Here is an 18,966-nt window from a genome sequence, read left to right as displayed (position 1 = left end):
TAATACGCCCCGTACCCGCAGCTCGGGCAGGAAAACCCGTTCGGCCATCGCCGCCGAAAGAAATACGCCACCTGTTCCGCTTGATCCATGAACGACGCCTCCTTTTCCTTATTATACCGAACGTATGTTCTAATTTCAATCGGATATTTCGAATTCGCGAGGTGCCTGAACAGAGGAAATCAGCTTGGAAAGGAGATTGCGAAAAGGGGGCGGCGCTTGGTCCTGACGAGAGGAAATCGCCGAGGCGATCGTCGGTAACGCCGCGCGGATCGGGGGGCTAGAACGAGAGGGAGCCGGCGGAGACGCCGGTTGTTTCGTCATGGTACAATAGGAAACAATTCCAATCTTTCGGAGGGATCCATGACGCGTTCGACGTTGCGCCCGATGGGCGTCGGTCCGATGCTGGACCGTTCATTGCAAGTTTATCGAAAGCTGTTCGCGTCTCTGTTTCTGGGGACGCTGCTCGCGTTCGGTCCGTTCTATTTGGTGTCGAACGTATTGCTCGTCAATCTGGACGCGCTGCCGCTCGTGCCGAATTTCGACTTCGGCGATATGGATCGATTTTGGGAAAGCCGATTTTCGGAAGAGCTCTTCGCCGGCGGGACGGCCGTATGGGCGAGGGCGGTCGGCATTTTCCTCATCGGGTTGGTCTTGGTGTTTCTTGTCGTTCCCGTCTATTTCGCTTGGGCCGTCATTCTCTCGAATCGCGCGATCGACGGCGAGGCGACGACGTCCGGCGACGCGCTGCGCGAGGCGTGGCGGCGGTACGGCCGCGTACTGGGCAACGGGCTGTTGTACTGGCTCATCTCGATGGGCGCTTACAGTATCGTGTCGGTCGGCAACTTCGTGTTGAGCCTCGTGTACGGCGGGGCGATCTTGTCGACGGCGGCGTTAGGCAATTCGGAAGCGGCGGTCACGGCCGCGGGCGCGTTCGCGTTGGTCGTGTACGTGTTATTCGCGTACGGCGGCGCATTGGCGTATTACTACTTTCTCATTCGATTCGGGTATTTCTTGCCGCCGCTGCTGTTCGAGAACGAGTCGGTCGCGATCGGCCGCAGCTGGTCGCTCACCCGGCGGAGCTTCTGGCGGCTGTTGGCCGTCTATATCAATTTCGCGGCGCTGACGTACGTCTTCGCGGTCGCGGTGGGCATCGTCGTAGCCGGACTCGGCGTCAGCGTCGTCGGACTGCTGCTCACCCTCGTCGTCGTCAGCGCGTTCCTGCCCGCCGGGCTGGTCGTCTATGCGCTGACGTATCGGGTGCAGAAGACGCGCACGGACGCGGACGATATCGAAGCCGCGCTGGCGCGGCTTCGCGGACCGGATCCGACGCAAGGATCGGAGCCGCGGGAAGCCGAGGGGACGAGATGACGCCGGAGAAGGAGGAGCTGCTCGACATCCTCTCGCAGCGCGAATTTACGGATTATTTGAAGGAAGCGGAGGAGCCGGGGCAAAATCTGCTCCTCTATTGGCTGGAGCGGCTGTTCGACGCGCTCGGCAAGCTGTTCCCGGAGCTGGAGATGGCGGAAGGGTCGGGGGACGCGCTCGGGTACGCCATTATCGGCGGAGGGCTCGTTGCGCTCGCGGCGCTGTCGCTCTTTCTGTTCCGTCTGCTCTGGGTGGAGCGTCGCGCGCTCCGGCGCAAGGCCGCGGCGAGCGCGGACGAGATGGAGACGGCGCCTGCCGGCCTGCTCGACCGGTCCCGAACGGCGGCGGCGAACGGAGCGTACCGCGAGGCGTCGCGTCTCTTGTTCTTAGCGCTGCTGCTCGGCTTCCAGGAGCGCGGTTTGCTGCGCGTGACGGATTGGAAGACGAACTGGGAATACGCGGAGGAGCTGGCCGGGAAGGGTGGTGCGGCGGCGTTGTTCCGGTCGTCGGCGGTACGGTTCGACGCGATATGGTACGGAGGACGGGACATCGCTCCCGCCGAATACGACGGTTGGCGCCGCGAGGTCGAAGCGGCGATCGCGGACGAGGGGGCGGCGTCATGAAGGGGCCGGCTCGCGCGGACCATCGAATTTCTTTCTTATACGCCGCGTTCGCTTTATGTCTCTTTCTCTTGATCGGCCTCGCGTTCGCGACGACACGTCCGGGTCTAGTCGACTATGCGCCGTATTTGTCGTTCTCCCCGGACAAGGACGGGGTGAAGGGGCTGCGCCTCTTGATGGAGCGGCGAGACACCGAGGTAGCGGAGTGGCGGCTTGCGCCGGAGCGGCTGCCCGAGGCCGAGGGGCAGCTCTTCGTCACGGTGGAGCCGGTCGGCATGACGGCCGAGTCGGCGGAACGGCTGCGCGCCTGGGCGGCGCTCGGGAACGACGTCGTCGTGTTCGGTCCTGCCTACGAGCTGCTCGGAGACGAGACGACGATCGCGTACGTGGATCCGGACGAGGCGACCGGCGAGGTGACGGTGTTCGGCCAAGGCGGGACGGCGATTCGGTCGGAGAAGGCCGTTGTCCAGGGCGAGCGCCGCTTCGTGCCGGCGTCGGCCGCCGCCGCGGCGCGGATCGGCGATGCCGCCGGCGTGCTTGCCGTGCGCGCTGCGGTCGGCGGAGGGTCGATAACGGCGGCGCTGCCCGCGGAGTGGCTGCGGAACGACACGATTCTTGAAGAGCGGCATTTCGAGCTGGTTTGGATGCTGCTCGGCGGAGATTCGCTCGCCGGACGGACGGTTTACTTCGACGAGTACCATCATGGGTATTCGGTATCGCCCGGCATCGGCCAAGTGTATCCGGCCTGGCTGCTGGCGGCGCTGCTGCAAGGGGCGATCGCCGGCGTCGTTTGGCTGTGGCGACGCGGCAAGCGGTTCGGCCCGGCGTATACGCCGAGAGCGTTCCTCGTCCGCCGCGGCGACGAGACGCTGCTCGCGGTCGCGGGCTGGCACAAGCGCGGCCGGCTGACGGTCGAGGCGCTGGACGCGACGGTCTTGCGCTTGCGCCGCACGCTGCAGACGCGCGCCGGCATTCCCGCCGACGCGGGCGCGGCGGCGCTCGTCGACGCGGCGGAACGCGAGCTCGGCGAGCGGCTGCGGTCGCCGTCGGCGCTGCGCGCCGCGCTCGCGCGGTGGGAGGCGCAGCGGCGAACGATCGCCGCCGGCGGGAAGCCGGAGTACGGCGAGAAGACGTGGCTCGCGGACAGCGTCGCCCTGGCGGAGGCGCTCAACTTACTCGAGGAGGATCGATAAGATGGATCGATTAATAGAAGCCATGGAGCGGACGATTTTCGGCCAGCGCACGAACGTGCGCCTCGTCGTCGCCGCGATGCTCGCCGGCGGTCACGTGCTGCTCGAAGGCGTGCCGGGGCTCGGCAAGACGAAGCTGGCGCGGACGCTCGCGGCGCTGACCGACGGGTCGTACCGGCGCGTACAGTTCACGCCGGACATGATGCCGAGCGACATTACGGGGAACGTGATTTACAATCTGCAAGAAAATCGATACGTCGCGGTCGAGGGTCCCGTCTTCTGCAACATCTTGCTGGCGGACGAAATCAACCGGACCGGACCGAAGACGCAATCGGCGCTGCTCGAGGCGATGGAGGAACGGCAGGTGACGATCCAAGGCGAGACGCGCGCGCTGCCGTCGCCGTTCTTCGTCGTCGCCACGCAAAACCCGGTCGAATACGAGGGGACGTATCCGCTTCCGGAAGCGCAGCTCGACCGGTTTTTATTCAAGCTGACGCTCGATTACCCGGCGGAGACGCAGGAGATCGAGGTATACAAGACGCACGGCCTCGGCGCGTCCGGCAACGGCGCGATCGAGCCGGTATGCTCGCTCGCGGACGTACTGGCGCATCGCGAGAAGATGAGCCGCGTGACGGTGGAGGACGGCATCGTCGAATATATCGCGCACATCGTTCGGCGGACGCGCGACGACAAGAAGGTGCTGCTCGGCGCCAGCCCGAGAGCGGGTCTCGCCATGCTGAACGCCTCGAAGGCGTGGGCCTATCTCGACGGCCGCGATTACGCGACGCCCGACGACGTGAAGCTGGTGGCCCGCCCGGCGTTGCGGCACAGGCTGCTGCTCGCCCCGCAGGCCGAATTGGAGGGTGTGACGAGTGACGTTATCGTCGAAGAGACGCTCGCCGGGATCCCGGTACCGCGATAAGCTTCGCATCGTGCCCACGTTCCGGCTCGCGGGCTGGCTGGCGGCTGGCGCGCCGGCCGCAGGTCTCGCCTATGCGGCGAACCCGGAGCTCGGTTTGCTGGCGATGATCGCATGGAACGGCACGTTGGCCGCGTTCTCCGCCGCCGATCTATGGTCGCTGCCGGCGGCATCCGCCGTCCGCGCCCGCCGCGACGCGCCGGGGAAGGTCGATCTCGGAAGGCCGTTCGAGACGACGCTCGCGGTGGCGATCGACGGAGCGCGGCTGCCGAAGCGCGGCTCGCTGCTCGACGATCTGCCGGACGCGTTCGATACCGAGGCCGGGACGACGCCGCGCGAGCTTGCCTTCGACGGCGCCGACGCGACGGTCCGATACGACGTGCTCCCCCGCGAACGGGGCCGGTACGCGCTGCGCTCCGTCTTCGTGCGGCTTCGCGGCGCGCTCGGCCTCTGGGAACGACAGGCGCATGTCCCATGCGAGAGCGAGGTGCGCGTGCTGCCGGACCTCAGCGGCGTTCGGGGCATGCTCGCATCGCTGCAGCGGACGCTCGTGTTGGACGGCAAGCGCGTTTATCGCCGCGCGTCGGCCGGCACGGAGCTGCAAGGCATCCGCGATTACACGCCGGACGACGATCCTCGCGCGATCAACTGGTCGGCGACGGCTCGCGCGCTGCAGACGAAGGTGAACGTCTTCCAGCCGGAGCGCGGCAAGATCGTTACGCTCTTGATCGATTGCGGACGGATGATGGGCGTCGAGCTGGAGGCGCAGACGAAGCTCGACCGGAGTCTCGAGGCGGCGTTGACGCTGGCGGCGGTCGCGCTGCAGCGCGGCGATCAGGTGGCGGCGCTGGCCTTCTCGGGACGGCTGTCGACGTACGTGCCGCCGGGCAAGGGCCTTGCGCATCTGCAGACGCTGATCGACGCGGTCTACGACCTGAAGAGCGATACGGCGGAGTCGAACTACGCCTTGGCGCTCGCGCACTTGGCGCGGGTGCAGAAGAAGCGCAGCTTGATCGTCCTGTTTACGGATATGGAAAACGTCCTGTTCGAAACGGAGCTCGTGCCGTACTTGATTCGGCTGCGGCGAACGCATCCGGTACTGCTGCTGTGCTTGCAGGATCCTGTTCTGCGCGAGTGGTCTCGGATCGGGGTGACGCGGCTGAAGGACGCCTACGTGAAGAGCGCGGCGTATAAGTTCATGGAGGACCGAAGGGCTTTCGCGGCGCGAATGGCCGCGCTCGGCATCGAGGCGTTGGACGTTCCGGCGAACGAGCTGGCGCTCGCCGCCGTGAATTCGTATTTGGAGTTGAAGTCAAGAGACGCGCTGTAGCCGCTCCGCCCGTTCGCCGGCTTCGATCGCAACTTTCTTCAAGCCGTATGCGTAATAGACGGCAAGCAGCGCCAGGGTGAGACCGGCGACGCCGTATTTCAGCGCGAGCGGCATCGTCGTCGGGGTGATGTACCCCTCGATCAGTCCGGCGGCGACGAACAGCGGCACGGTGCCGATGAGCAGCAGCGCGGATTCCTTCGCGGCGGTCAGGAAGCGGAAGCGGCGGGTGAACGGTCCCGGGGCGAGGAAGACGTAGCCCATGTACAGCCCCGCGCCGCCGGCGATGAAGATGGCCGTCAACTCGATGACGCCGTGGGGAAGGATGTACGCCCAGAATTCGTACCCGGCCCCTTCGCGGTGGAACAGCGCGGCGAGCGCGCCGATCAGAATGCCGTTGTACACGAGCAGGTACAGCGTTCCGACGCCGAGCGTAATGCCGCTCGCGAACGCTAAGATCGCGACGCGAATATTGTTCGTCATGATCGAAGCGGACATGACGGACGACTGCAGGTTTTCGCGCTCGTCCGTCACGCGGCTCGGGTCGACGCCCGCGTATTCCGCGGGTACGATGGCCGCGAGCTTCAGCGGGTCGATCCAGACGGCGGCGAAGCCGGACAGGAAGCCGATCGCGACGAGCAGCGCGGCGGCGGCGACGAAGACGCCGCGGGCGCGAAGCATCGAGACGAACCCGGTGCGGAAGAAGGCGCGGATCGACTCCGTGCTGTTCCATTGATCGCGGTACAGCGCGTGATGCGACCGCGAGACGAGCCGGTTCAAATGCGCCGTCGCCTCGTGATTCGGATGATGCGTATATAAATAGGCCAGATGCGAGGACGCTTGCTTGTGCAGCGAGGCGAATCGATCGACGTCCTCCGCCTTCGGGCGGGCGCCGCGCTTCGACATCTCGTCGGTCCGGCGATCGAGCTCGCTCCAGAGCGGCTTGTTCTTGCGCATGAACGCGGTCAGTTCCAACATTCGGGCGGACTCCTTCGAAGGGGAATTCCATATGTATGATTATTAGACCTATTATAGAGAAAAAGAACGGGAGGAGGAAGGGCGCGAATGAATGAGTTCCATGAGGCGGCGCCGCCGCGGCGGATCGTCGTGACGACGCCGGAGCACGTCGAGCTGCGCTTCGAGACGGCGGGCATCGGCAGCCGGGTCGGCGCGCAGCTGATCGACGCGCTCATCTTGTTGCTTGTGAACGTCGCGCTAGTGTTGACGTGGATGCTGGCCGTCGAAGCGGTTCCCGGAGAAGCGGCCGCATGGCTGGACGAATACGCCGCCGCGGTCGCGATCGTCGTCCTCGCCGCCTTGAACGGCGGCTACTTCCTCATCGGCGAATACGCGACGGGCGGCCGGACGATCGGGAAGCGCGCGATGGGCCTTCGGGTCATGCAGGACAACGGCCGGCCGCTTAGCTTCCTTGCTTCGGTCATCCGCAACCTGCTGCGGATGATCGATACGCTGCCGATGCTCTACGTCGTCGGCGCGCTGTGCAGCTTCTTCCATCCGCACGACAAGCGGCTCGGCGACTTGGCCGCCGGCACCGTCGTCGTCTACGACGTCGGCGGCGCCAAGAAGCGGACGAAGCGGATGGAGAAGCAGCTTCGCGCGTGGGGGCCGTTCCTGCCGGAGCTGACGCTCGAGCCATGGGTGCGAGAACGGGTGAACGAGGAGGAGTGGGAGCTGTTGTCCGCCTTCGCGGAGCGTCTGCCGTATTTGGCGCCGCGGCGTGCGGAGGAGCTTGCGAAGGGTATCGTCTCGCTGGTCGTTCCGAAGCTCGGGCTTAACGAACGTTGGGCGGAGGCGCTTGAGGCCGCATCGACGCCTTGGAGCGCAGCCCGACCGCCCGCTCCGGATTCAGGGCCGCTCGAGGCGGCCGCGCAAGAGTCGGCGCAGCCCCAACCGCAGACGGCGCAACAACCGCAACCGCTGCCGCGCCCGGCGCCGTCCGGCCGCCCGGCGTCCGTTGCATGGGCGCTTGCGCTGCATATGGCGTTGCGGCAGGATTGGGAGCTTCTCCAAGGCGGAGGTGGCGCGTAAATGGAACGATTCGTCGAATTGATCTACGAGGAGCTGCTGCCGAATATCGAGGTGCAAAGCCTCGACCCGCATGACCCCGTCGTCGTCTCCGAGCTGCCGAAGCCGTGGATCACGATCGGCCGCGGCAACTACGCCGTCGTCGTCGCGCATCCGGATTTCCCGGACCGCGTCGTCAAGCTGTACGCGCCGGGTCGGAACGGGTGGGAGGAAGAGGTCGAAGTGTACCGTCGGCTCGGACGTCACGAAGCGTACTCCGAATGCTTGCATTCCGACAAGGATCGGGAGTTTCTCGTCCTCAAGAGGCTATACGGCAAGACGCTGTACGAATGCTTGATGAAGGGCGTCCGCATCCCGAAGCGCATCATCGAGGACATCGAAGAGGCGCTCGACTATGCAAGGGGGCGGGGCCTGAACCCGCACGACGTCCACGGGAAGAACGTCATGATGACGAGCGACGGTCGCGGCGTCGTCGTCGACGTATCGGACTTCCTTAAGCCGGAGCCATGCACCATGTGGCGGGATTTGAAACGGGCGTACCACCGCATCTACCTGCCCTTCCTGCACGACCGCCCCGTCGCGGTTCCAAGCTCCCTAATGAATGGGGTTCGCAAAGGATACCGTATCTTCCGCAAGGGCCGCCGACTCTGGGGGAGCGACTCGTGACGGCGGCGAATTCGAAGCGCGGCGGCTTCGAACAAGTCTTCGTTGGCCTCGCCGGCTGGGGCGGCCACGATACGGTGTACCCGGCGGCGACGCCCGCCTCGCGAAAGCTGGCGATGTACGCCCGGCAATTCGCGCTCGTCGAGGTGGATAATTCGTTCTACGCGATCCCGACGCCGGAGTCGGTGCAGCGCTGGGTCGACGAGACGCCGGACGATTTCGGCTTCGTCGTGAAGGCGTTCCAGGGTATGACCGGTCACGACCGGGACGCCGGGCGCCGCGCGATCGGCAAGCTGCTGACGGGAGAGGCGGTGCCGTCCGGCGACGCGCTCGGGGAGCTGACCGAGGAGCAGGAAGCGACGATGTTCGCCGCGTTCCGGTCCGCGTTCGAGCCGATGGCGCGCGCCGGGAAGCTGCGGGCGTTCCTGTTCCAATACCCGCCCTGGTTCGATTGTACGCGAGACAACGTCGCGGCGCTGCGCCGGGCGAAGACGCTCATGGGGAACGCGCCGGTCGCGCTCGAATTCCGGCATCAGAGCTGGTTCGCGCCGGAGTACCGCGCGAAAACCCTCGCGTTCATGGAGCGCGAAGGTTGGATGCACAGCGTCTGCGACGAGCCGCAGGCCGGACTCGGCTCGATTCCGATCGTGCCGGAGCCGACGCATCCGGACCGGACGATCGTAAGATTCCACGGGCGCAACGTCGGCGGCTGGCATTCGAGCGGCAGTCCCGACTGGCGGGCGGTGCGATACTTGTACGATTACAACGACGAAGAGCTGCGCGAGTGGGTGGGCCTCTTGGAGGCGATGCTGAAGCGGACGTCTGCGATCGACGTCGTCTTCAACAACAACTCGGGCGGCCACGGCGCCGGCAACGCGAAGCGGCTTATGGCGATGCTCGGGCAATCGCGCGGCGAGCCGCCGCCGGAGCAAATCTCGTTGTTCTGACTTACACGACGTCGGCGCGGCCGATGCTGCGCAGCGTCGGCACGACGGCGGTCAGCCCGCCGTCTAAATCTTTTTTTTCATTCCATCCGGTCGAAGATTAAGCACTGCGGCCTCCCCCCTTCGAGAAACTTCATGAAGATACTCCTCGAGCATTGATTTTTGACGGCGTAAACGCGAATCGTGCGTTCCCCGGCTTTCTTCAAGTTGGAAGAGAGCAGCAAGCTGTGGGCGGATCTGAACCGCGGCGGCAGCATGCCGTTCGACGTCATCAACGTGCATACGTACGCACGGAACGCGGCCGGCACGTCCGGGATCAGCCCCGAGGAGTTCAACCTGAAAGGGCGTCTCGCGGAACTGGTCGACTATCGCAACCGGTATATGCCGGGCAAGGAAGTATGGCTGTCCGAAATCGGCTACGATACGAACCCCGGCTCCGTGCAACGCGCGCCGGCGATCGGCTCGTTCTCGGCCGAAGAAGTGCAAGGGCAGTGGCTCGTGCGCTCGTATATGGAGATCGCGGCCGCCGGCGTGGACCGCGCGACGATGTATATGCTGCGGGACGTGGACGCGGCCTCCGCGACGATGTATTCGTCCTCCGGCCTCGTCACGAAGTTCGGCGAGTGGACGCCGAAGACGTCGTGGTACTACGTCTACACGATGAAGAACGCGCTGACCGGCATGAAGTTCCTCGGCGAACAGGCTTCCGGGAACGCCAATGTGCGCATGTACAAATTCAAGAGCGCTTCGGGCAACGGCGGTGCCTACGTCGTATGGGCGCCGACCAGCAACCAGACGATGGTGACCGACTATCAGTTGACGCTTCAAGGCTCCCCGTCGAGCGCGACGAAGATCGAGATGGTTCACGGCGACACGGACGGCGTCTCCTCGGCGCTGAAGATCTCCGGCGGCAAGGTAACCGTGGACGTAAGCGAACGCCCGATGTTCATTCAAGTGAATCAGATGCAGTAAGAACGCGAAGCATCCCCTTCCGTGCAGGTACGGAAGGGGATGTTTCGTTGTTTTACAAATTCTTCATTCCGTTCTGACATGGGGTTAACATAAGTCCCCTATGCTGAGGAAGCATTCCATTCGGACGAGGGGCGTGAATGATCCGTGGAGACGAGTCGAAGCGCATGGGGCGCGAAGGCGAGGCCGCAGACGGCTGCGGGCGCGGCGCGAAGCGGGGGAAGGGCGATTCGCTGGAAAGAAGAGCTGGCCGCATACACCTTCTTAGCGCCCTCGCTGCTGTTGTTCGTCGCGTTCGTCTTTTATCCTATGGCGCAATCGATGTATTTGAGCTTGCATGTAACCGACCCGCAAGGGCGTATCGCGCAATTCGTCGGTTTGGAAAATTACGCGTCGTTGTTCGCCTCCCCGCTGTTCTACAGCGGACTGCGCGTCACGGGGCAATTCATTCTATACACGGTGCCGACGACGATCGCGATCGGCTTGCTGCTGGCGATGCTGACGCATCGGGCGCTGCCCGGCATGCGGTGGTTCCGCTTCGTCTTCTCGCTGCCGGTCGCGATATCGGTCGGCACGGCCGCCGTCATCTGGCTGCTGCTGTTCCACCCGAGCGTCGGTATGCTGAATTACTTCCTCGGCGAGCTCGGCGTCGCGCCGATCTTCTGGCTGTCGGATCCGAAGTGGGCGATGATCTCGGTATCGATCATGACCGTCTGGATGAATCTCGGGTTCGTCTACATCGTGCTGCTGGGCGGGCTGAACGGGATCGCCGAGGACATCTTCGACAGCTTGAGCGTCGACGGGGCGGGGCCGCTTCGCAAGTACGGGCAAATCGTGCTGCCGCTGCTGTCGCCGTCGCTGTTTTTCATTACGATCGTATCGATCATCGGGTCGTTCCAGGCGTTCGGGCAGTTCCACATCTTGACCAAGGGCGGTCCGATGAACCAGACGAACGTGGTCGTCTATCAAATATATCAAGACGCCTTCGTCAACTTCCGCTTCGGGACGGGCAGCGCGCAAGCGCTCGTCTTGTTCGCGATTCTCCTTGTCTTGACCATCGTACAATTCGTATTCGTGGAAAAGAAGGTGCATTACCAATGACGCTGGCATCCTCCGGTCTTCGGCCGGTTCCCGCGGCGCGTCCCCGGCGCTTCCGCGCGAGGCCGTCGCTCTGGCTGCGGTACGCGATCCTTGGCGTCGCGGCGATTGTTCTGCTGTATCCGCTGTTGTTTACGTTCCTGGCCAGCTTCATGACCGCGGAGGAAGCGGGGCGGTATCCGCCGCCGTTGTTCCCGGAGGGACTGTACCTGGGCAACTTCAGGACCGCGCTCGAGCTGGCGCCGATCCCGCGCTTCCTCTGGAACAGCTTCGTCATGGCCGGCGCGGTCACGCTCGGGCAGCTCGTCACCTGCAGCATGGCGGCGTACGCGTTCGCGTTCGTCGGGTTCCGCGGCAAGACGGCGCTGTTCGCGGCGTTCCTCTCCACGATGATGATCCCGTGGGAAGTAACGATCATCCCGAACTATCTGACGATCAAGACGCTCGGCTGGATGGACTCGTACCCGGGACTCATCGTGCCGTTCCTCGCTTCGGCGTTCGGCGTCTTCTTGCTGCGGCAGTTTTTCCTCCAGCTCCCTAAGGAGCTGTTCGAGGCGGCGCGCATCGACGGCTGCGGACATGCGAGAGCGTTTTTTCAACTCGTACTTCCGCTCGGCCGCCCCGCGCTCGCGACGCTCGCCGTCTACACGTTCCTGAATCAGTGGAACAGCTATTTGTGGCCGCTGCTCGTCACGAACCGCGAGGAGATGCGGACGGTACAGATCGGCGTCACGATGCTGCAGTGGGAAGAGATGATGTCTTGGAATTTAGTGCTTGCCGGCGTGGCGATGGTGCTGCTGCCGTCGCTGCTGCTGCTCGCGTTCGGGCTGAAGCAGCTGGTGAGAGGCATTACGGCGGGCGCGGTGAAGGGCTGAGACGATGGGGTCGGTGGCAGCGCCGCGGCGTAAAGCTGCGGCTCCACATATACATTTTCGGAAAAGAGAGAGGGAGAGAATTTCATGAAGGCAGGCAAATCGATAGGTGCGCTTCTGGCGGCGACGGCGATGCTGACGCTCGCGGCATGCGGCGGCGGCAACGCGGAGCAAACGTCCTCGACCGACAACCAGGCGGCGGCTCCGGCCGAACCGGCTGCGAGTACGCCGGCGGCGACCGAAGCCGAACCGGCCGCGGCGACGGAACCGACGAAGGTCGTCTTCTGGCACGCGATGGGCGGCGAGCTCGGGAAAGCCGTAGACAAGCTCGTGGCGGATTTCAACGCGCAGAGCGACACGGTCGAAGTCGAAGCGGTGTTCCAGGGCTCGTACGACGAAGCGCTGAACAAGCTGAAGACGACGCTCGGCACGAACGAAGGCCCGACGATGATGCAGGTGTACGAAATCGGCAGCCGCTTCATGATCGATACGGGCGCGATTCAGCCGATCCAGAAATTCGTGGACGCAGAAGGCTACGATCTGTCGCAGCTGGAGGAAAACATCCTCGGCTACTACACGTTCGACGGACAGCTGAACTCGATGCCGTTCAATACGTCGAACCCGATTCTCTACTATAACAAGGATATGTTCGCCGCGGCGGGCCTCGATCCGGAGCAGCCGCCGAAGACGTACGAGGAAGTGGCGGAGTACGCGAAGAAGCTGACGAAGGACGGCCAATACGGCGTGTCGTTCGCGCTGTACGGCTGGTTCATGGAGCAGTTCCACGCGAACGCGGGCGTCGACTACGTCGACAACGGCAACGGCCGGAACGCGATGGCGTCGACGTCGCTCGTGAACGGCGACCTGGCCGTCCGGACGATGGAATGGTGGACGGGCATGGTGAAGGACGGCACGGCGCTCAACCTCGGCCGCAAGACGTCCGACACGAAGGCGGCGTTCGCGGCGGGCCAAGTGGCGATGACGCTCGACTCCACGGCGGGTCTGCGCGGTTACGTCGACGCGGTCGGCGGCAAGTTCGAAGTGGGCACGGGCTTCCTGCCGAAGCCGGCCGACGCGGCGGAGGGCGGCGTCATCGTCGGCGGCGCGAGCCTCTGGATGCTGAACAACCGTCCGGAGGCGGAGCAGCAGGCGGCTTGGGAATTTATGAAGTTCCTCGTCTCCCCGGAGCAGCAAGCTTGGTGGCACGTGAATACGGGTTACTTCCCGATCACGAAGGCGGCGTACGATCAAGCGATCGTCAAGGAGAACGCGGAGAAGTTCCCGCAATTCCAGACGGCGGTGGACCAGCTGCACAGCACGAAGCTGAGCACGGCGACGCAAGGCGCGGTCATGGGCGTGTTTCCGGAAGCGCGCCAATTGGTCGAGACGGCGATGGAGGAAGCGGTCAACGGCGCGAAGTCGGCGAAGGAAGCGCTGGACGCGGCCGCGGCGGAAATTACGAAGAAGATCGGCGAATACAACGCAACGGTGAAGAAATAATGGATTCGAGCCGGCGCCCTGCGGGGCGTCGGCTTTCTTTTGCCTGCCGCCGCGGCGTGGTATCATGGGTGGAACGAAACGTTCTCGAGAAGGGAGCTGCCGCTCATGGCCATGAAGGCGTTATTGTTGGATCGTCCGGGGACTCCGGACACGCTGCGGATCGGAGACATCGACCTCCCCGCGCCGGGTCCCGGCGAAATTCGAGTCAGGGTGCATGCGGCTTCGCTGAACCCGGCCGATTATAAAATTATGGGCGGCGGCTTGCCGACCTGGACGTACCCGCATATTCCCGGACTCGACGGCGCAGGCGTCGTCGACGCGGTCGGTCCGGGCGCGGCGCCGTGGAAGGTCGGCGATCGCGTGTATTATCACGGCGATATGACGAAACGGGGGGCGCTCGCCGAATACGCCGTCGCGTCCGCGGCCGCCGCGGCTCGCATTCCGGACGCAGTGTCGTTCGCGGACGCGGCGTCGATCCCGACCGCGGGCTTGACCGCGTATCAGGCGTTGAACCGGAAGATGCAACTCCGCGAAGGACAGACGCTGCTCGTGCATGGCGGAGCCGGCGGCGTCGGCGGGTTCGCGGTGCAATACGCCGCGTCGGTCGGGGCGAGGGTGCTCGCGACGGCGTCGGCGGCGAACCACGACTACGTGCGAAGCCTCGGCGCCGAAGCCGTCGTCGATTATACGACGGAGTCGCTGCGGGACCGCGTAATGGAATGGACGAACGGGGAAGGCGTCGACGCGGCGCTGAACACGGTGAACCGGGCGACGGCGCAGGCGGATCTCGAGCTGCTCGCGTTCGGCGGCCAGCTCGCCTGCATCGCGGGGGCGCCGGAGAACGTCGCGGACTTCAAGCCGTCGTCGAAGACGTTCACCGTGCACAAGCTCATGTTGGGCGGCGCGTTCGGACACCCGAAGGCGGAGGCGGAGTTGGGCGCGCTGGCGGAGGAGTTCGTCGCGCTGTACGTCGAACGCGGCTTCCGGTCGATCGTCGCCGAGACGATCCCGCTCGAAGACGTGCCGGCCGCATTGGTCCGGCTGTCGGGGCGGCACGTGCGGGGCAAGATCGTCGCATGGCTAGGATCATTGAAAGAAGGGGAGGAATTCGCCGGATGATCCGCGTTTATCCGAAGCATACGAGAATCAGCCACGATCACGGGTGGCTGCAGTCGAACTTCAGCTTCTCCTTCGGGGAGGACTTCGACGAGAACAATTCCAAATTCGGCCCGATGCGCGTGTGCAACGACGACGTCATCGCGCCGAGGCGCGGGTTCGGCGCTCATCCGCACGCGGACATGGAGATCGTGTCCGTCGTGCTGAGCGGGAAGCTGCGCCACGAGGACAGCATGGGCAACGTCGCCGTTACGGGCTTCGGCGAGGTGCAGCGCATGTCGGCGGGTACCGGCGTCGTACATACGGAGGCGAATCCGTCCGACGACGAGCCGGTGAACCTGCTTCAGCTATGGTTCGAGCCGGAGGAGACGGGGCTGACGCCTTCGTACGAGACGTCTGCTTTCGATCCCGAGGCGTTGATCGGCGACCTTGTGCCGATCGTAACGCCGGACGGCGGGCCGAACGCGGCAAGCATCAACCAGCACTTGGCGATCTTCCTGTCCCGTCTGCCGGCGGGGGAGACGGTCGAGTTTCTGCAAGGCATGGACCGGCGCGTCTTTCTGTTCGTCATCGAAGGCTCGCTGTACGTCGCGAACGGGGGCGATCCGACGGAAACGGCGACGTTGCGGGCGCGGGATACGGCTCGCATTACGGAGACCCCGGATTTGAAATTTACGGCGGCGGGCGGGGAAGAAGCGTTCTTCCTGCTGATCGACTTGCCGTAAGCGTCGGAAGGAGTGACGGAGATGCAAGGAAGATTGCTGATCAAGCACGCGGTCGGCGGGCGGACGTTCGTGGACACGGCGAAGACGCCGGCGGCGTTCGCGGTGAACGAGCTGCCGGACGGAGCGGGCTGGGCGTTCGAGGCGAAGCTCGAGAACGGTCCGGCCGTTCGGAACGTATTGTCGTGGCGCCGGGAGCTCAACGTCTTCGTCTTCGAGGAGCATCGGCAGCCGGTCGTGAAGCATTGGTATTACGTCGATCCGGAGAGCGTGGCGTACGACGAGGCGTCTTCGACGCTGCGCCTGCGGGCGGTCTCGAAGCTGGCGTACGTGCCCGACGAGTACGCGTGGTGAAATCGTCCATCTCATTGCGCGGGAAAGCATGTCGAAAATGGACATGAACGGAGAACCTCCATCTCATCGAACGGGAATACGGCGAAATCGGCCGTTCTCGCGGAGTGAGACGGAGGTTTTCTCGTTCGTCGGCTCGGCCGCCTACTCGATGACAATGCCGAAATAAGTACGGAGCGCCTCTTTATATTCTTCCTCCGATTGCGGAGTAAATGCATGGACGCCCTCCGGGGTGAAGAGCCGGAACTCCTTCCCCGCGACGGAGTTGCGGCCGCTGCGGGTCCGAATCGCGATCATGGCTCCCTGCCGGAAGATCGAGTCCGGCGCATGCTCGCACCAGTAGCTCGCCATCGTATAGTCCTTCGGCAACTGCGGCTCCTCGGTGAACGAATACAGCTTGCTCCATTCTCCGCGCTTCCACTCGCAAAGCATCCACCCGAAGGAAGGGTCCTTCTCCATGCGATACCGTTCGTCCCCTTGCGCCTGTTCCAGACCTTCCGCCAAGACGATCGGCCGGCGAGGAACGATGCCGCCGACGCCGACGTCGCATAAGTAAGAGCCGCCTTCGGCTTCGACCTTCAGCACTTGATGGCGGCGCTTCGGCGGGGGGGACGGCTCGTCTCGCCAGAAGCGGGCGAACAAATCGGTCGCCGGGTAGCCGAGCTCGCGCAGCAGCCAGCCGAACAAGGCGTTCAGTTCGAAGCAATAGCCGCCGCGGCGGCGAACGACGATCTTGTCGAACAGATCGTCGACGGCGAGCGACAGCGGCACGCCGCGCAGAATGTCCAAATTTTCGTACGGCACGGCATGAAGATGGCAATCTTGCAAGCCGGCCAACGCCTCGACGCTGCCGTCCAAGGGGCCGTCATAGCCGATCCGGTCTAAATAGAGGCGTACGCGCTCGTTCATACATGGTTCTCCCGCGCGTACAAGATGTAGTCGACCGTCGTCGGCTCGAGCCCCGCGCCGCGCAGCTTCGCGTTGATTTGGCCGCGGTGATAGCTGCCGTGCAAGAAGACGTGCGTCAGGATGTCCGAGACGGAGGTGCGGGCCTCGGCGCCGGTGCTGAGTCGGTAGACGGCGATCCTTGAGAAGTCGTCGCACGTTTCGATCAAACGCGAGTAGTTCGTCAGCGTCTCCTCGGACGCTTCGCGGCTCGCCGCGACGTCCCACGCGGGGAACACCGGGACGGGGTAGCTGTCGCCGCCTTCGATGCGCGACAGCCAAATCGTCTCCGCCCCGACGATGTGGGCGTACCACTTCACGGCATCCGCCGGAGCGTCCGGAGCCGCCGCGAGCGCCGCGCCGATGCGGCGGTCCGCCCAAGCCATATGGCGGAGCATGTTTGCGAACAAGTCTTTCATGGGTTCGTTTCGCCTCCTCTTTTTCTAAACAGTACCATGGGTTCGGCGCTTCGTGTGAAAAACATTTGTTTGCACCGCGCCAAGAAAAGACAATTTAGGGTGCCAGAATGAGGAATTCTGAAAATTTGACTTTTTCCAACGGATGTGCCATAATAAATTTATCGTATATGAGACTTTTTTGAGTCACCTATTGGAAAGGGTTGCGATGCCGCGCCTTTTTTGATCGGTGGCTTTTTATATAGTCCATGTAACAATAAACATTTTGGAGGCTACACACAATGCAAACAGGTACAGTGAAATGGTTCAACGCGGAAAAGGGTTTCGGATTCATCGAGGTTGAAGGCGGCGAAGACGTATTCGTACACTTCAGCGCGATTACGGGCGAAGGCTTCAAGTCGCTTGACGAAGGCCAACGCGTAGAATTCAACGTCGTTCAAGGCCAACGCGGCAAGCAAGCCGAGAACGTCGTAAAAGTATACTAAGATGAAGAAAACGGCTGCCCTGCTTTCCGAGTAGGGCAGCCTTTTTTCTAGGAAAGACCAAGAAGGGTGGGGCTGACATGTTTTACTCTCGGAAGCGATCGTTCGACGATTTCCCCAGCGAAATGACGTCCATCTGGTCCTGTACGAAGGAAAGCTGCAACGGATGGATGCGAGCGGATTATTCGTTCGCGGACGTCCCGACCTGCCCGCAGTGCCGTTCGGCGATGGTCGGCGATACGAAGAGCCTGCCGATTCTCATCGATTCGGGCTACGATTTGAAGAAGGCGATCAAGAAGTTGGGCGCCGAGTAACGATACGGTATCGAAGAGAGAGCTCCCGCGAGGGGGCTTTTTTGTTTTTTTCGGCGCATTTGGTATAGTCAAGGGGTGTGATTTTCGTTAAAGCGGAAGGGAGCGAATCGGAATGACGATATCGGCGAAAGGTCTCGCGGACGCGACGACCCTGAACAACGGCGTGAAGATGCCTTGGCTCGGCCTCGGCGTGTGGCGGGTGGAGGAAGGTTCGCAGGTGGAGCAATCGGTCGCGGCGGCGATCGCGAACGGATATCGGAGCATCGACACGGCGGCGGTGTACGGCAACGAAGTCGGCGTCGGCAAGGCGGTGCGGGAGAGCGGCGTGAAGCGGGAGGAGCTCTTCATCACGACGAAGGTATGGAACGCGGACCAAGGCTTCGACAGCACGCTGCGCGCGCACGAAGCGAGCCTCGAGAAGCTCGGGCTCGACTACGTCGATCTGTATCTGGTGCACTGGCCGGTGAAGGGCAAGTACCGCGACACGTGGAAGGCGCTCGTGAAGCTGTACGAGGAGAAGCGGGTGCGCGCGATCGGCGTCAGCAACCACCATATCCATCACCTCGACGACATCATTAACGACACGGGCGTCGTGCCGGCAGTCAATCAGGTGGAGTATCATCCGCTGTTGTCGCAGGTGGAGCTGCTGTCGTATTGCAAGTCGAAGGGCATCCAGATGGAGGCATGGAGCCCGCTCATGCAGGGCAACAACCTCGATCACCCGACGCTGAAGGAGCTTGCGACGAAGCATGGCAAGTCGACGGCGCAGATCGTGCTGCGATGGGACCTCCAGCACGGCGTCGTCACGATTCCGAAGTCGACGAAGGAAGCGCGGATTCGGGAAAACGCGGACGTGTTCGACTTCGAGCTGAGCGCGGAAGACATGGGCAAGATCGACGCCATGAACGAAAATCGCCGGTTCGGCGCCGACCCGGACAACTTCAACTTCTAAAGGTTAGCGCGGGGCGAAGCCGTCCTGCGACACGAATATGCGGTCTGACGGGAAGTGGGGGGCGGACAAGGAGGCGCCATAATAGGGGTGTTGGGGGGCGGCCCCGGCCGGGAGCCCCCCCGGGGGGGGGGGGGGGCCCCAACCGCGAGCGGCGG

The 18,966-nt window shown here is 63.7% G+C and carries 22 protein-coding genes; 18 read left to right on the top strand and 4 right to left on the bottom strand.

The features are described 5' to 3' along the window. A partial coding sequence (locus RIN49_RS28875; protein WP_375295277.1) for a transposase occupies positions 1-89 on the bottom strand: 89 nt, incomplete at its 3' end. 271 nt (positions 90-360) lie between these two features. Here RIN49_RS28875 and RIN49_RS23035 point away from each other — a divergent pair. The 5 genes from RIN49_RS23035 to RIN49_RS23015 are packed head-to-tail and all read left to right on the top strand — an operon-like array spanning position 361 to position 5,424. After that, positions 361-1,368 carry a hypothetical protein gene (locus RIN49_RS23035; protein WP_309122495.1) on the top strand — a complete coding sequence of 336 codons (1,008 nt, stop codon included), beginning with the start codon at positions 361-363 and terminating at the stop codon, positions 1,366-1,368. Continuing rightward, on the top strand, positions 1,365-1,988 hold the full coding sequence (locus RIN49_RS23030; protein ID WP_309122494.1) for a DUF4129 domain-containing protein: 624 nt from the start codon (positions 1,365-1,367) through the stop codon (positions 1,986-1,988). The genes RIN49_RS23035 and RIN49_RS23030 overlap by 4 nt, the downstream gene beginning before the upstream one ends. Then, positions 1,985-3,178, top strand: a complete 1,194-nt coding sequence (locus RIN49_RS23025; RefSeq protein WP_309122493.1) for a DUF4350 domain-containing protein — start codon at positions 1,985-1,987, stop codon at positions 3,176-3,178. The genes RIN49_RS23030 and RIN49_RS23025 overlap by 4 nt, the downstream gene beginning before the upstream one ends. A 1-nt stretch (position 3,179) precedes the next feature. Next, positions 3,180-4,097 carry an AAA family ATPase gene (locus RIN49_RS23020; protein ID WP_309122492.1) on the top strand — a complete coding sequence of 306 codons (918 nt, stop codon included), beginning with the start codon at positions 3,180-3,182 and terminating at the stop codon, positions 4,095-4,097. After that, a complete protein-coding gene (locus tag RIN49_RS23015; RefSeq protein ID WP_309122491.1) occupies positions 4,048-5,424 on the top strand; it encodes a DUF58 domain-containing protein in 1,377 nt (458 codons plus the stop codon). The genes RIN49_RS23020 and RIN49_RS23015 overlap by 50 nt, the downstream gene beginning before the upstream one ends. Here the strand turns inward: RIN49_RS23015 and RIN49_RS23010 are convergent. Beyond that, positions 5,407-6,399 (bottom strand): stage II sporulation protein M, encoded by a 993-nt coding sequence (locus RIN49_RS23010; protein WP_309122490.1) that lies wholly within the window; start codon positions 6,397-6,399, stop codon positions 5,407-5,409. The genes RIN49_RS23015 and RIN49_RS23010 overlap by 18 nt on opposite strands. A gap of 87 nt (positions 6,400-6,486) precedes the next feature. On the opposite strand from RIN49_RS23010, the gene RIN49_RS23005 reads away from it, so the two are divergent. From RIN49_RS23005 to RIN49_RS22960, 10 genes are all read left to right on the top strand, one after another. Continuing rightward, complete coding sequence (locus RIN49_RS23005; RefSeq protein ID WP_309122489.1) at positions 6,487-7,470, top strand: RDD family protein; 984 nt, start codon at positions 6,487-6,489, stop codon at positions 7,468-7,470. Then, positions 7,471-8,133 (top strand): serine/threonine-protein kinase, encoded by a 663-nt coding sequence (locus RIN49_RS23000; RefSeq protein WP_309122488.1) that lies wholly within the window; start codon positions 7,471-7,473, stop codon positions 8,131-8,133. Further along, positions 8,130-9,077: a DUF72 domain-containing protein gene (locus RIN49_RS22995; protein WP_309122487.1), complete on the top strand. Its 948-nt coding sequence runs from the start codon at positions 8,130-8,132 to the stop codon at positions 9,075-9,077. Before RIN49_RS23000 ends, RIN49_RS22995 begins: the two co-directional genes overlap by 4 nt. Positions 9,078-9,257: 180 nt before the next feature. Continuing rightward, on the top strand, positions 9,258-10,046 hold the full coding sequence (locus RIN49_RS22990) for a hypothetical protein (RefSeq protein ID WP_309122486.1): 789 nt from the start codon (positions 9,258-9,260) through the stop codon (positions 10,044-10,046). 144 nt (positions 10,047-10,190) lie between these two features. Next, positions 10,191-11,144, top strand: coding sequence for a carbohydrate ABC transporter permease (locus RIN49_RS22985; RefSeq protein ID WP_309122485.1), 954 nt, complete (start codon positions 10,191-10,193; stop codon positions 11,142-11,144). Next, on the top strand, positions 11,141-12,016 hold the full coding sequence (locus RIN49_RS22980) for a carbohydrate ABC transporter permease (protein ID WP_309122484.1): 876 nt from the start codon (positions 11,141-11,143) through the stop codon (positions 12,014-12,016). The genes RIN49_RS22985 and RIN49_RS22980 overlap by 4 nt, the downstream gene beginning before the upstream one ends. An 84-nt stretch (positions 12,017-12,100) precedes the next feature. After that, positions 12,101-13,513: an ABC transporter substrate-binding protein gene (locus RIN49_RS22975; RefSeq protein ID WP_309122483.1), complete on the top strand. Its 1,413-nt coding sequence runs from the start codon at positions 12,101-12,103 to the stop codon at positions 13,511-13,513. Between the two features lie 39 nt (positions 13,514-13,552). Then, a complete protein-coding gene (locus tag RIN49_RS22970) occupies positions 13,553-14,632 on the top strand; it encodes a zinc-binding dehydrogenase (RefSeq protein ID WP_309122482.1) in 1,080 nt (359 codons plus the stop codon). Further along, positions 14,629-15,354 carry a pirin family protein gene (locus RIN49_RS22965; RefSeq protein ID WP_309122481.1) on the top strand — a complete coding sequence of 242 codons (726 nt, stop codon included), beginning with the start codon at positions 14,629-14,631 and terminating at the stop codon, positions 15,352-15,354. Before RIN49_RS22970 ends, RIN49_RS22965 begins: the two co-directional genes overlap by 4 nt. A gap of 21 nt (positions 15,355-15,375) precedes the next feature. Continuing rightward, on the top strand, positions 15,376-15,705 hold the full coding sequence (locus RIN49_RS22960; protein WP_309122480.1) for a hypothetical protein: 330 nt from the start codon (positions 15,376-15,378) through the stop codon (positions 15,703-15,705). 141 nt (positions 15,706-15,846) lie between these two features. Here RIN49_RS22960 and RIN49_RS22955 read toward each other — a convergent pair whose 3' ends face one another. Beyond that, positions 15,847-16,611, bottom strand: a complete 765-nt coding sequence (locus RIN49_RS22955) for an arylamine N-acetyltransferase family protein (protein WP_309122479.1) — start codon at positions 16,609-16,611, stop codon at positions 15,847-15,849. Further along, complete coding sequence (locus RIN49_RS22950; RefSeq protein ID WP_309122478.1) at positions 16,608-17,066, bottom strand: DinB family protein; 459 nt, start codon at positions 17,064-17,066, stop codon at positions 16,608-16,610. The genes RIN49_RS22955 and RIN49_RS22950 overlap by 4 nt, the downstream gene beginning before the upstream one ends. A gap of 278 nt (positions 17,067-17,344) precedes the next feature. On the opposite strand from RIN49_RS22950, the gene RIN49_RS22945 reads away from it, so the two are divergent. The 3 genes from RIN49_RS22945 (at position 17,345) to RIN49_RS22935 (ending at position 18,811) form a co-directional block, all read left to right on the top strand. Then, complete coding sequence (locus tag RIN49_RS22945) at positions 17,345-17,548, top strand: cold-shock protein (RefSeq protein ID WP_138196847.1); 204 nt, start codon at positions 17,345-17,347, stop codon at positions 17,546-17,548. Between the two features lie 77 nt (positions 17,549-17,625). Beyond that, on the top strand, positions 17,626-17,859 hold the full coding sequence (locus RIN49_RS22940; RefSeq protein WP_309122477.1) for a cold-shock protein: 234 nt from the start codon (positions 17,626-17,628) through the stop codon (positions 17,857-17,859). 112 nt (positions 17,860-17,971) lie between these two features. After that, complete coding sequence (locus RIN49_RS22935) at positions 17,972-18,811, top strand: aldo/keto reductase (RefSeq protein ID WP_309122476.1); 840 nt, start codon at positions 17,972-17,974, stop codon at positions 18,809-18,811. Positions 18,812-18,966: the final 155 nt, after the last annotated feature.

Source organism: Paenibacillus sp., from assembly GCF_031177825.1.
Lineage (GTDB): Bacteria > Bacillota > Bacilli > Paenibacillales > YIM-B00363 > Paenibacillus_AE.
This window is presented reverse-complemented; position numbering and strand designations above follow the sequence as displayed.